General features: G+C 69.4%; 14 protein-coding genes. 4 read left to right on the top strand and 10 right to left on the bottom strand.

Translation table 11 applies throughout. The features are described 5' to 3' along the window. The first annotated feature begins 26 nt into the window (after nt 1-26). Together HGB39_RS31925 and HGB39_RS31920 are read left to right on the top strand one after the other, a co-directional pair. Nucleotides 27-1,472 (top strand): amidase, encoded by a 1,446-nt coding sequence (locus tag HGB39_RS31925; RefSeq protein ID WP_005569894.1) that lies wholly within the window; start codon nt 27-29, stop codon nt 1,470-1,472. Nucleotides 1,473-1,475: 3 nt separating this feature from the next. Next, nucleotides 1,476-2,048 (top strand): TetR/AcrR family transcriptional regulator, encoded by a 573-nt coding sequence (locus tag HGB39_RS31920; RefSeq protein WP_005261232.1) that lies wholly within the window; start codon nt 1,476-1,478, stop codon nt 2,046-2,048. A 43-nt stretch (nt 2,049-2,091) separates the two neighbouring features. Here HGB39_RS31920 and era read toward each other — a convergent pair whose 3' ends face one another. From era to hrcA, 9 genes are all read right to left on the bottom strand, one after another. Beyond that, nucleotides 2,092-3,009 carry a GTPase Era gene (gene era, locus HGB39_RS31915; RefSeq protein ID WP_005247923.1) on the bottom strand — a complete coding sequence of 306 codons (918 nt, stop codon included), beginning with the start codon at nt 3,007-3,009 and terminating at the stop codon, nt 2,092-2,094. Further along, nucleotides 3,002-3,334 (bottom strand): cytidine deaminase-like protein, encoded by a 333-nt coding sequence (locus HGB39_RS31910; protein ID WP_043791452.1) that lies wholly within the window; start codon nt 3,332-3,334, stop codon nt 3,002-3,004. Before HGB39_RS31910 ends, era begins: the two co-directional genes overlap by 8 nt. After that, on the bottom strand, nt 3,327-4,646 hold the full coding sequence (locus HGB39_RS31905) for a hemolysin family protein (protein ID WP_005569892.1): 1,320 nt from the start codon (nt 4,644-4,646) through the stop codon (nt 3,327-3,329). The genes HGB39_RS31910 and HGB39_RS31905 overlap by 8 nt, the downstream gene beginning before the upstream one ends. Nucleotides 4,647-4,667: 21 nt before the next feature. Further along, the gene (gene ybeY, locus HGB39_RS31900; protein ID WP_005247928.1) at nt 4,668-5,210 is read right to left on the bottom strand and encodes an rRNA maturation RNase YbeY; all 543 of its coding nucleotides are present in this window, start codon (nt 5,208-5,210) and stop codon (nt 4,668-4,670) included. A 36-nt stretch (nt 5,211-5,246) separates the two neighbouring features. Then, nucleotides 5,247-6,320 carry a PhoH family protein gene (locus HGB39_RS31895; RefSeq protein ID WP_005247930.1) on the bottom strand — a complete coding sequence of 358 codons (1,074 nt, stop codon included), beginning with the start codon at nt 6,318-6,320 and terminating at the stop codon, nt 5,247-5,249. A 186-nt stretch (nt 6,321-6,506) separates the two neighbouring features. Beyond that, nucleotides 6,507-7,274, bottom strand: a complete 768-nt coding sequence (locus HGB39_RS31890) for an alpha/beta hydrolase family protein (RefSeq protein ID WP_054248716.1) — start codon at nt 7,272-7,274, stop codon at nt 6,507-6,509. Between the two features lie 6 nt (nt 7,275-7,280). Continuing rightward, nucleotides 7,281-8,042, bottom strand: a complete 762-nt coding sequence (locus HGB39_RS31885; protein ID WP_005574649.1) for a 16S rRNA (uracil(1498)-N(3))-methyltransferase — start codon at nt 8,040-8,042, stop codon at nt 7,281-7,283. Between the two features lie 2 nt (nt 8,043-8,044). Next, entirely contained in the window at nt 8,045-9,196 is a 1,152-nt protein-coding gene (gene dnaJ / locus HGB39_RS31880) for a molecular chaperone DnaJ (RefSeq protein ID WP_005247937.1), read from the bottom strand. An 87-nt stretch (nt 9,197-9,283) separates the two neighbouring features. Next, nucleotides 9,284-10,327 (bottom strand): heat-inducible transcriptional repressor HrcA, encoded by a 1,044-nt coding sequence (hrcA, locus tag HGB39_RS31875; protein WP_005574647.1) that lies wholly within the window; start codon nt 10,325-10,327, stop codon nt 9,284-9,286. A gap of 209 nt (nt 10,328-10,536) precedes the next feature. Here hrcA and HGB39_RS31870 point away from each other — a divergent pair, with 209 nt between their 5' ends. Further along, complete coding sequence (locus HGB39_RS31870; RefSeq protein ID WP_005261240.1) at nt 10,537-10,854, top strand: type II toxin-antitoxin system VapB family antitoxin; 318 nt, start codon at nt 10,537-10,539, stop codon at nt 10,852-10,854. Between the two features lie 48 nt (nt 10,855-10,902). On the opposite strand, the gene hemW is transcribed toward HGB39_RS31870, so the two are convergent. Beyond that, entirely contained in the window at nt 10,903-12,141 is a 1,239-nt protein-coding gene (gene hemW, locus HGB39_RS31865) for a radical SAM family heme chaperone HemW (protein ID WP_043793990.1), read from the bottom strand. A 114-nt stretch (nt 12,142-12,255) separates the two neighbouring features. Here hemW and HGB39_RS40380 point away from each other — a divergent pair, with 114 nt between their 5' ends. Then, nucleotides 12,256-12,357 (top strand): Ms4527A family Cys-rich leader peptide, encoded by a 102-nt coding sequence (locus HGB39_RS40380; RefSeq protein ID WP_368681006.1) that lies wholly within the window; start codon nt 12,256-12,258, stop codon nt 12,355-12,357. Nucleotides 12,358-12,397: the final 40 nt, after the last annotated feature.

Genomic DNA, 12,397 nt, shown 5'->3' with positions numbered 1-12,397 from the left:
AACGAACAGTCACGGGGAGGGGCGACATGAGCGCGGAACACTTGGACGATCGACGGCAGCGCGACGACGACGGGGATCGGGCCCCGGGACTCGTCGAGCAGGTGACGGCGCTGACCTCCGGCGCCACGACGTCGGTCGCGGCCACCCGCGCCGCCCTCGACCGCATCGACGCGAGCCAGCCGACACTCAACGCGTTCAAGGTGATCCGCCGGACCACGGCACTGGCCGAAGCCGCCGAGGCCGACCACCGGATCGCCGCCGGTGAGCGCCTGCCGCTGCTCGGGGTCCCGATCGCCGTGAAAGACGACGTCGACGTGGCCGGCGAGCCGACCGCGTTCGGGTGCCCGGGCGACTTCCCGCCCGCGGCGCGCGACTCCGAGCTGGTGCGAAGGCTGCGCGCCGCCGGCGCCGTCGTCGTGGGCAAGACCAACAGTCCCGAGCTGGGACAGTGGCCGCTCACCGGCGGATCGGCCTTCGGGTACACCCGCAATCCCTGGAACGGTGACCACACCCCCGGAGGGTCGTCCGGCGGCGCCGCGGCGGCCGTGTCCGCCGGTGTGGTGTCCGCGGCGATCGGTTCGGACGGCGCCGGGTCCATCCGCATCCCCGCCGCCTGGACCAACCTCGTCGGGATCAAGCCGCAACGCGGCCGAATCTCCACCTGGCCTGCTGCCGAGGCGTTCTACGGCCTCACCGTCAACGGCCCGCTGGCCCGGACGGTCGCCGACGCGGCCCTGCTTCTCGACGTCGCATCGGGACCGCACGAGGGCGACCTGCACACGCCCGCACCGGTCACCGTCAGCGACGCCGTCGGCCGCGACCCCGGACCGCTACGCATCGCGCTGTCGCTGCGGATCCCGTTCACCGCGACCCCCACGTCACTGCATCCCGAAGTCCGCCAGGGCGTCGCGCGGATCGCCGAGGCGCTGCGCAGGCTCGGGCATCGCGTCGTGGTGGACGACCCCGACTACGGGATCATGTTCGGGCTCGGCTTCCTCCCGCGGTCGATGGTCGGCATCGACGACTGGGTGCGGAAGGTCCCGGACCCGTCACTCGTCGACCCCCGCACGAAGGGCAACGCCCGGACCGGACGACTGTTGCGCGGGGCGCCATTACGCGCCGCCCGCGCCGCCGAGCCGAGGATGCAGCGACGGGTCGGGGCGATCTTCGACAAGTACGACCTCGTCCTCGCCCCGACCACCGCGACTCCCCCACCGAGGGTCGAGGGGATCGACGGCATCAGCTCCTGGGCCACGGACAAGGTGATCACCGCGGTCTGCCCGTACGCGTGGCCGTGGAACGTGCTGGGCTGGCCCAGCGTGAACGTCCCGGCCGGGTTCACGTCCGGCAACCTGCCGACCGGAGCCCAGCTGATGGGACACGACGGTGCCGAGCCGCTGCTGGTGTCGGTCGCGGCCCAGCTCGAGTCGGTGCTGCGGTGGGACCTGGAACGTCCCGAGAGGTGGTGGTGACCGATGGCTTCGACGGACGTCCGTGACCGCATCCTCGCGGCGGCGCTGCACATCGTCGGCACGGAAGGCATTCCGGGCGTGACCAATCGGCGGATCGCCGCGCAGGCCGGGGTGTCGCTCGGCTCCATCACGTACCACTTCCCCACGCAGACCGACCTGTTGCGCGCCGCGTTGTCCGGGTTCGTGACGGAGGAGACGCAGCGGCTGTCCGATCTGGCGGAGGGATACCGGGACAAGGGGCTGAGCCTCGAGGACGCCGCGGCACTCACCGGGAAGGTCGCGAAGGATCTGGCGTTCTCCGCCGAGCGGATCGCCCCGTTCGAGCTGTACATCCAGGCGGGACGTGACCACGAGCTGCGTCAGGCTGCCGCCGAATGTTTCGCCGCGTACGACGATTTGACGGTGACGATCCTCACCGCCCTCGGCGTCCCGGACGCGGCGTCCGTCGCGCCGACCATCGTCGCCACCATCGCCGGCCTGCAGCTCAGGAGACTCGCGACCGGAAGCGACGGCGATCAGGACTTCGCGACGTCGGTGCTCCTCCTTCTGAGGGCCGCCGGCCCCGTGAGTGGTTGACGAGTCTCAGGGCTCGTCAACCGCGCACGGGCGGCGCAGCCACCTAGAACCCCAGGCGGCCCAGCTGTTTCGGGTCGCGCTGCCAGTCCTTGGCCACCTTGACGTGCAGTTCGAGGAAGATCTTGGTGCCGAGCAGCTTCTCGATCTGCAGCCGCGCCTTGGTCCCCACCTCGCGGAGGCGGGCGCCGCCCTTGCCGATCACGATGCCCTTCTGGGACGGGCGTTCGACGTAGAGCAGGGCGTGGACGTCGAGCAGTTCGCCCTGCTTCTCGGTGCGTCCCTCGCGGGGGATGATCTCCTCGATGACCACGGCCAGGGAGTGCGGCAGTTCGTCGCCGAGCCCCTCGAGCGCGGCCTCGCGGATGAGTTCCGCCATCAGCGTCTCTTCGGGTTCGTCGGTGAGCTCGCCGTCCGGGTAGAACGCCGGGCCCTCCTCCATCTTCGACGCGAGGACGTCGACCAGCACCTCCACCTGCTCACCGGAGGCGGCGGACACGGGCACGACATCCGTCTCGGGACCGAGGAGCTTGGACACGGCCAGCAACTGCTGCCCGACCATGTCCTTGCTGACCTTGTCGATCTTCGTGACGATGCCGACGAGCGTGGTCTTCGGCGCGATCTGACGGACCTGCTGCACGATCCACCGGTCGCCGGGGCCGATCTTCTCGTCTGCCGGGATGCACAGGCAGATCACGTCGACCTCGGAGTAGGTGTCGCGCACGAGGTCGTTGAGGCGCTGGCCGAGGAGCGTCCGGGGGCGGTGCAGCCCGGGGGTGTCGACGAGGATCAGCTGCGCGTGGTCGCGGTGCACGATGCCGCGGATGGTGTGGCGGGTGGTCTGCGGACGCGAAGACGTGATCGCGATCTTGCTGCCCACCAGCGCGTTGGTCAGCGTGGACTTGCCCGTGTTGGGCCGTCCGACGAAACAGACGAATCCGGAACGGAATTCGGTTTTACTCATGTTGCTCCTCGATCACGGATCCATCGGTTCGCGCGAAGACGACGGCCGCCTGCGCACTGACTTCGTGTAGGGCGGCGATGCCCGGGTCTTCCGGGCTGCCGCCGATCACGACTGCGGCCTCGAATCCCTCGGCGCCACTCGACACCGCCGCCGCGACGGCGGCCTGCAGCGCGGTCAGCGACAACGCCGCCAGCGCGACCGCGCCCGCCGCGTAGGTGCGTCCGTCGAGATCGCGGACGGCGGCGCCCTGACCACTTCCGGTGCGGCCGAACGCTCCTCGCGCGAGCACGACCAGTGTGGCGTCTTCGTCGCCCAGTTCAGTCATCGCCGTCCTCCCGGTCGCCGTCGCCACTGTCGTCGTCCTCGTCGATGGGGGCGCGTTGCACGAAGACCGTGCTGATGCGCACCCGTCCGCGCACGTCGGGTGAGCCCTCGCCGCGCAGGACGAGACCGTGCGACACGACCTCCGACCCCGGGAGCGGCACCCTGCCGAGTTCGTAACCGATGAGCCCACCGACTGTTTCGACCTCGTCGTTCTCCACCTCGATGCCGAACAGTTCACCGAGATCCTCGATCGGCAGGCGCGCGGAGACCCGGTACATGCCGTCGCCGAGATCCTCGACGGGCGGTGTCTCGTCCTGGTCGTATTCGTCGGCGATCTCACCGACGATCTCTTCGATGACGTCCTCGATGGTGACGAGCCCGGCGATCCCGCCGTATTCGTCCACCAGGATGGCCATGTGGTTGCGGTCGCGCTGCATCTCGGCGAGCAGGCTGTCGAGGGGCTTGGAATCGGGCACGAACACGGCGGGCCGCATCACGTCGGCGACGCGGACGCTGCGTCCGCCGTCGCGCGAGTGATACGTCTCCTGCACGAGATCCTTGAGGTACACCACCCCGAGCACGTCGTCGACGTTCTCCCCGATCACGGGGATCCGCGAATGTCCGCTGCGGACAGCCAGCGACGTCGCCTGTCCGGCGCTCTTGTCGTTTTCGATCCACACCATCTCGGTGCGCGGCACCATCACCTCGCGGGCGGACGTGTCGCCGAGTTCGAACACCGACTGGATCATCCTGCGTTCCTCGTCGGCCACCACGCCGCGTTCCTGCGCCATGTCGACGAGTTCGCGCAGTTCGATCTCGGAGGCGAAGGGGCCGTTGCGGAATCCCTTACCCGGGGTGATCGCGTTACCGATCAGGATCAGGAGGCGGCTGATCGGGCCGAGCAGAGTTCCGATGACCTGCAGGGGAAACGACGTGATCAACGCGATCGAGTAGGCGTGCTGGCGGCCCAGTGTCCGGGGGCCGACCCCGATCACCACGTAGTCGACGAGCACCATGATGATCGCCGTGAACGTGAGCGCCCACACCGGCTCGAGGAGATCGGACAGGCCACCGACGAGCACCACCGTCGCCGTGATCTCGCACAGGATGCGCAGCAGCACCATGAGATTCACGTAGCGGGGGCGATCCGACAGGATGCGGAGCACGCGGGTGGCGCCGGGGCGATCCTCCTTCGCCATCTCCTCGATGCGCGCGGACGAGATCGTGTTGAGTGCGGAATCGACGGCGGCGAAGACACCACCGAGCGGGACGAGGACGATCGCGAGGACGATCAGCGCGATGGCGCTACTCACAGAAGACCCTTCACGTGGCGGTTACTGGTCGGGTGAGTCGAAGAAGCCGGCCTTGCCGAGCAGCTTCTGATCCCGGGCAGCGAGTGCGGCGTCGCGTTCGGCCCTGCGCAGATCCTCGTACCAGTCCTCGAGCAACTGGTTCTGCAGCCCGAACATCTCCTTCTCCTCCTCCGGTTCGGCGTGGTCGTAGCCGAGGAGGTGGAGCACACCGTGCACGGTGAGCAGAGCGAGTTCGTGGGCGAGCGGGTGATCGGCCTTCTCGGCCTGGTCCGCGGCGAACGACGGGCACAGCACGATGTCACCGAGCATCGACGGTCCGGGTTCGGGCGAGTCCGGGCGACCGCCGGGCTCGAGCTCGTCCATCGGGAACGACATCACGTCGGTGGGACCGGGCAGGTCCATCCACCGCATGTGGAGGTCGGCCATGGTGGCCGAGTCCACGAGGACCATCGACAACTCGGCCGCGGGGTGCACGTCCATCCTCGCGATCACGAAGCGGGCAACGCTGATCAGCTCCTCTTCGGAGACGTCCATGCCCGATTCGTTCGAGACTTCGATGCTCATGTGTGTCGCTTCCTCCTGGTTCCGGCGACACTCACCCTACCGTCGTGGAGAACGCGAGTGCGCCGCTCTCCGCTGTGCGCGGTTCCCGAGCTCGACCTTGCCGTCCCGGTCCGCCTCGAAACGCTCGTACGCGTCGACGATGTCGGACACCAGCCGGTGCCGGACCACGTCGCTGCTGTTGAGTTCGGCGAAGTAGATGTCGTCGATGTCACCGAGGATCTCGGTGGCCGCGCGGAGCCCGGACCGGGCACCGCCCGGCAGGTCCACCTGCGTGACGTCGCCGGTGACCACGACCTTGGACCCGAAGCCCAGCCGGGTGAGGAACATCTTCATCTGCTCGGCGGTGGTGTTCTGCGCCTCGTCGAGGATGATGAACGCGTCGTTGAGCGTGCGGCCACGCATGTACGCCAGCGGCGCCACCTCGATGACACCCGACTGCATCAGCTTCGGGATGGCCTCGGGGTCCATCATGTCGTGGAGCGCGTCGTGCAGCGGGCGCAGGTACGGATCGATCTTCTCGTGCAGCGTGCCGGGCAGGAACCCGAGCCGCTCGCCCGCCTCGACCGCGGGGCGGGTGAGGATGATCCGCGACACCTGCTTGGTCTGCAGGGCCTGCACCGCCTTCGCCATGGCGAGGTAGGTCTTGCCGGTACCGGCGGGCCCGATGCCGAACACGATGGTGTTGGCGTCGATCGCGTCGACGTAGCGCTTCTGGTTCAGCGTCTTCGGCCGGATCGTCTTGCCGCGCCGCGACAGGATGTCGAGGGTCAGGACCTCGGCGGGTGATTCGCTCAGCCCCTGCGTGAGCATGCCGACCGTGCGACGCACCGCGTCGGGGGTCAGCGGTTGCCCGCGACCGACGATGGAGCCCAATTCGGCGATGACCCGTTCGGCGAGCGCGACGTCGCCGGGCCGTCCCGTCAGCGTGACGGCGTTGCCGCGTACATGGATGTCTGCGTCCAGGACCCGTTCGAGAGCGCGCAGATTCTCGTCGGAAGAACCGAGGAGAGGCGGGACCGTTTCGGGTGGGAGATCGATACTCGAACGCACGGTGCGTTCCGCCGGACGCGTGGCGCCGAACGTCTCGCCGTTCTGGTCTTGTTCGCTCACGTGAGGAATATGGCCTTCTTCCCGGTTCCTGGTTGGTCACGACGGTCGTCGTGCTGAGGGAAGTCTATCGCTCGCAGGTCACAGCGCCCACCCGATTACGCGACGCCGTCACGACTTCGGGACATTCGGATGCCCGCCCGGTCACTGCCGCGCCTCGCCCGCCGACGCGGGCCCCGTCGTCGGGCGTCAGCCCGAGCACTCACCGGCGTCGGACAGCAGGGCGTCCCGCGAGATCTTCCAGCAGTCGGTCTCGGGATTGAGGAACGCGTAGTGGTCTTCGCCCTCGACGACGTGCAGCGCGACCGGGTCCCCGGCCGCCCGCGCGACCTCGCTGTACCGCACACTCACCTTCGCCGGAACCTGCGCGTCCTCCGTGCCGTGCACGCACACCACCGGCACCCCGGTGGGGATGCGGTGCCGTGGGGACGCGGCGCGGTACCGATCGGGGTCTTCGTCGAAGGGGACGCCGAGGAGATCCTCGATGTAGCCGATCCGCCGGCCCCGCTCCCCCGCGGACGCGAGGTCGAGGGCGCCCGCCTGGGACACGACCCGCTCCGGCCGGACCGTGGTCTGCCTCTCCCCGGCGAGCCACACCGCGAGCTGTCCACCGGCGGAGTGGCCGACGACCCGGACCTTCGACAGGTCGAACGGGACGGGCGACTGCTCGGCGACCGGACCGGCGATCGCGTCGAGCGCGGCGAGAACGTCGGCGGACATCTCGTCCCACCGGCCGCCCGCACCGAGCCTGCGGTATTCGATGTTCCAGACGGCGACGCCGTGGCGGGCGAGGTCGACCGCGAAGCTCGTGCCCAGGTTCAGGTGGTACTTCCCGCTCCAGAAACCGCCGTGGACGACCATCACCACCGGGACCGCGGCGGCCACGGGCTCCTCGGGCGGGTAGAAGTGCCCGAACTGCTGCGGTTCGTTTCCGTAGGCGATGCGAATGCGGTCCACGGACAGTCAGGCTAGCGGGGCCGCGCCCCAGCGGTCCGTGAGGACACCGATGGCGCCCAGCGCGACGGCCGCGGCGGTCGAGGTCCGCAGAACGTGCGGACCGAGCAGCACCGGGACGGCGCCGGCGTCCGTCAGCGCGGCGATCTCCTCCTCGGAGATACCGCCCTCCGGGCCGACGACGAGCACGATCTCGGCCGCCGAGCGCAGTGGAAGCTCGGCGAGGCTCTGGGTGGCCGCCTCGTGCAGCACGGCGACGACGCCGCCCCGGCCGACCACCTCACGGACGACGGCGAGCATCCCGGCGGTGCGGTGCAGTTCCGACACCTCGGGGACGATCGCCCGCCGGGACTGCTTGGCGGCGGCGAGAGCCGCGCTACGCCAGCGAGCGACACCCTTCGCGACCTTGGGGCCCTCCCACCGGGCCACGCAACGCGACGACTGCCACGGCACGATCGCGTCGACTCCGGCCTCGGTGGCCAGCTCGACCGCCAACTCGGACCGCTCCGCCTTCGGAAGCGCTTGCACCACAGTCACACGCGGCGACGGCGCCGACACCTGACGACGCTCGTGAACGGTGAGTTCGAGCCGGTCCTTACCGGCCCCCGTCACCTCGGTGTCGGCGAGACCACCCCGGCCGTCGGCCAGCACGATCCGCTCCCCGACACCGATCCGGCGCACCGTCGCGGCATGCCTGCCCTCCGGGCCGTCCAGAACCGCGGTGCTCCCCACCTCGGGCAGCGGGTCGAGGAAGAAGACCGTCGCCGCCACGGTCAGCGACCGCTGAACGCTTCACGCAGGCGTGAGAACAATCCGCCGCTGTGCTGCGACTGCGTGGAGACCACCTCGGCGACGTCGCGGTCGCGCAGGTCCTTGAGTTCGCGGAGAAGCTTCGTCTCCTTGTGGTCGAGGCGCGACGGAACCACGACCTCGAGGTGGGCGTGCACGTCGCCGCGGATGCCGGAACGCAGCTTCGGCATGCCGTGCCCGCGCAGGACCGTCACCGATCCCGGCTGGGTTCCCGGCTCGATGGTGATCTCCTTGGGTCCGTCGATGATCGTGTCGATCGTCACGGTCGTGCCGAGGGCGGCGTCGATCATCGGAACCCGGATCGTGCAGTGCAGGTCTTCGCCGTCGCGCACGAACACCTCGTGCGCCTGCTCGACCACCTCGACATACAGGTCGCCTGCGGGTCCGCCACCGGGGCCGACCTCGCCCTGCGCGGCGAGCCGGATCCGCATTCCGCCTGCGACGCCCGCGGGCACCTTCACCGTGATGTCGCGGCGGGCCCGCACCCGGCCGTCGCCGCCACACTTGTGGCAGGGGTCGGGGATCGTCTCGCCGGCGCCGCGGCAGGTGGGGCACGGCCGCGACGTCATGACCTGGCCGAGGAACGAACGCTGCACCGACTGGACCTCGCCCGCGCCGCCACAGGTCTCACAGCGCACCGGCTTGGAATCGCCGTTGGTGCCCGCACCGGTGCAGCTGTCGCACAGGATCGCCGTCTCGACGGTGACCTGCTTGCTCACGCCGGTCGCGCATTCCGCCAACGTCAGCCTGGTGCGCAGGAGTGAATCGGCGCCCGGCTGGACGCGGCCGCGCGGCCCGCGGCCTGCACCGCCTCCGCCGCCGAAGAACGCTTCGAACACGTCGCCGAGGCCGCCACCGAAACCGCCGCCGAAGCCGGCACCGCCGCCGCCACCACCCGAGGAGAGGGGGTCGCCGCCGAGGTCGACGATGCGACGCTTCTCCGGATCGGACAGCACCTCGTAGGCCGTCGAGATGTCCCGGAACCGGGCCTGCGCCGCCTCGTCGGGGTTCACGTCGGGATGCAGTTCCCTCGCAAGCTTGCGGTACGCGCGCTTGAGCTCCTGATCGGTCGCCTTCTGATCGACGCCGAGCGTTGCGTAGTAATCCCGTGCCACGTTGAGTCTCTCGTCCTTCTCTACTTCGTTATCTCGCTACCGGTACCTGTGCTCGCCCCACGGCGGCGCTGTCGCCGGGGCCGGCCGTCAGCGCTCCGCGAGCACCTGGCCGATGTATCTCGCAACGGCTGCCACCGACGCGATTGTTCCCGGATAGTCCATTCGGGTGGGTCCGAGCACGCCCATTCCGCCGAGCACGGTGCCTGCCGCACCGTAGCCGGTCGAGATGACGGAGGTGCCGCGCATCTGCTCCACCTGGGTTTCCTCACCGATCCGCACCGTCACGGTGCCCGCGTCCTGCGTGGCGGCCAGCAGCTTGAGCACCACCACCTGCTCCTCCAGTGCCTCGAGGACCGCGCGCAGCGAACCGGGGAACCCGCTGATTCCCGAGAAGTCGGCAGCGTTGCGGGTCAGGTTCGCGGTGCCGCCGAGGACCAACCGCTCCTCGGGATGCTCGACGAGCGTTTCCACCAGCACGGTGGCCGAACGGATCACGGCGTCGCGCAGATCCTCCGGGGCCTCGTCGGCGAGTTCCGAGACCGCGATGGACGCCGCCGCCAGCCGCTTGCCGTCGAGGGCGCCCCCGAGCAGTCCGCGCAGCCGCGCCAGGTCCTGGTCGTCGAGCACGTCGCCGAGTTCGACGATGCGCTGATCCACTCGACCCGAATCGGTGATGAGCACCAGCAGCAGGCGGGCAGGCGTCAGCGCGACCACCTCGAGGTGCCGGACCGACGACGCCGAGAGTGTGGGATATTGCACAACCGCGACCTGGCGTGTGAGTTGCGCGAGCAGGCGCACACCGCGCCGGAGAACGTCGTCCAGGTCGACCCCGGACTCGAGGAAACCGAGGATCGCGCGCCGCTCCGCCGTCGACAGCGGCTTCACGTCGGCGATGCGGTCGACGAACTGCCGGTAGCCCTTGTCCGTGGGAACACGGCCGGAACTCGTGTGCGGCTGGGCGATGTAGCCCTCGCTCTCGAGGAACGCCATGTCGTTGCGGACCGTCGCACTGGACACACCCAGGTTGTGCCGCTCGACCAGCGCCTTCGATCCCACCGGCTCCTGGGTCGAGACGTAGTCGGCGACGATGGCGCGGAGAACCTCGAACCGTCTGTCGTCCGTACTCGACATCGCCGTCCACCTCCAGTTCTCGATCATCACGAGCAGCGGCGTCACCGAACCTTCGTTCGGATCGGCCGCCACATCCCCTGAGCTACGTGCAGATGCACGTGCATCTCGGCTCGGTCCAGTCTAATCGCCGCGCCGCCGATACCGGTTCAGGCCTTACTGTGGTGACCGGAGACGAGCAGAGGCAACGACCACGGGCGGATGACGAGGCGATGATTTTCAAAGGTGTCATGGACGGCAAGCCGTACCCGGACCACGGGTTGTCGCTGCGCGACTGGTCCAAGATCCCACCCCGGCAGGTGCGGCTGGACGAGATCGTCACCACGACGAAGGTTCTCGAGCTCGACCGGCTGCTGTCGGAGGACTCGACGTTCTACGGCGACCTGTTCCCGCACGCGGTCCAGTGGCACGGGGTGCTCTACCTCGAGGACGGACTGCACCGGGCCGTGCGCTCGGCACTGCGAAACCGCGTCGTGCTGCACGCCCGCGTCTTCGACTACGACGAGATGCCCGGCATCGTCACGGCCTGAGGATTCGAGGGCTGAGCGGTCGAGGGCTGAGCGGTCGAGGGCTGAGCGTCAGCGCAGCACCGTCCGGACCACGGCGTCGGCGAGGAGCCGCCCACGGTCGGTCAGCACCAGGTGCTCGCCCTCGCGCACCAGCAGTCCGTCGGCCACCAAGGTCTCGGCCGCGCGCTGCTCCGCGGCATCCAGCTCCGCCACCGGGAGTCCCGTCCGCAGCCGCGCGGTGAGCATCACCCGCTCGACGTGGACGTCCTCCGTGGTCAGCTTTTCGCTCCCACCGACGGGCAGACTTCCCGCCGCCAGCTGGTCCGCGTAGCGCGCCGGGTGCTTGACGTTCCACCAGCGAACACCGCCGACGTGGCTGTGCGCGCCCGGCCCGGCGCCCCACCAGTCCCCGCCGTCCCAGTACCCCAGGTTGTGCCGGCAGCGTGATTCCCCCGTCGCGGCGTCCGCCGATGCCCAGTTCGACACCTCGTACCAGGTCAGGCCCGCGTCGGCGAGCCGCGCGTCGATGCGCTCGTACCGCGACGCCAGGACGTCGTCGTCGGGCGCGGGCAGTTCCCCGCGGCGCACCTTCCTCGCCAGCGCGGTGCCGTCCTCGACGATCAGCGCGTAGGCGGATACGTGGTCCACCCCGGCGGACAGCACGGCGTCCAGCGAGAGGTCGAGGTCCTCGTCGCGCTCCCCCGGCGTTCCGTAGATGAGGTCGAGATTGACGTGCTCGAATCCGGCGGCCCGGGCCTCCTGCGCCGCCGCCACCGCACGTCCGGGTGTGTGGGTGCGGTCGAGCACCTTCAGCACGTGCTGGGCCGCCGACTGCATGCCCAGCGAGATCCGCGTGAATCCGCCGGCGAGCAACCGCTCGAAGAACTCCGGCGACGTGGACTCCGGGTTCGACTCGGTGGTCACTTCGGCGCCCTTCGCGAGGCCGAAGCTCGAGCGGACCGCACCGAGAACGTCCGCCAGTCCGTCGCCGCCGAGGAGTGACGGTGTGCCACCGCCGACGAACACCGTGTCGACGGCCGGGGCGCCCGTCATCTGCGCGGCGAGGTCGAGTTCGCGGCGCAACCCCTCCATCCACGACTGCGGCGACGCCGACGTCCCCAGCTCGCCTGCCGTGTAGGTGTTGAAATCGCAGTATCCGCAGCGTGTGGCGCAGAAAGGCACGTGCACGTAGATCCCGAACGGGCGGCTCCCCACCCCCGCCAGCGCACTCCCGGGCAGCGCGAATGCCGCCGCCTCGTCGCGTCCGACCGTGGGAGTGCTCGTTCCGTTCACCCTTACAGTGTCCATGGTCGGCTCACCTCCGGTGTCCACCCGACCGTCGCGGGCCCCTCCTCGTGATATTTCCCGCAAGAATGGTGGAAATCGGTGCCCGGCTCTGCGTGAACGATCTGACGTGGCACAATGGTCGGCATGACCGGACCCGGAGTGCGACTTGTGGCGCGTCGTCACGTCGATCTCAAGCGTGTCTGCAGCTGTTGTTGTCTGCCCTGTATCGCGCAGTAATTCAGCCTGTCAGCCCGTTCATCATTCTTCTCGACTTCCG

The sequence above is a fragment of the Rhodococcus opacus genome (assembly GCF_012396235.1).
Classification (GTDB): domain Bacteria; phylum Actinomycetota; class Actinomycetes; order Mycobacteriales; family Mycobacteriaceae; genus Rhodococcus_F; species Rhodococcus_F opacus.
This window is presented reverse-complemented; position numbering and strand designations above follow the sequence as displayed.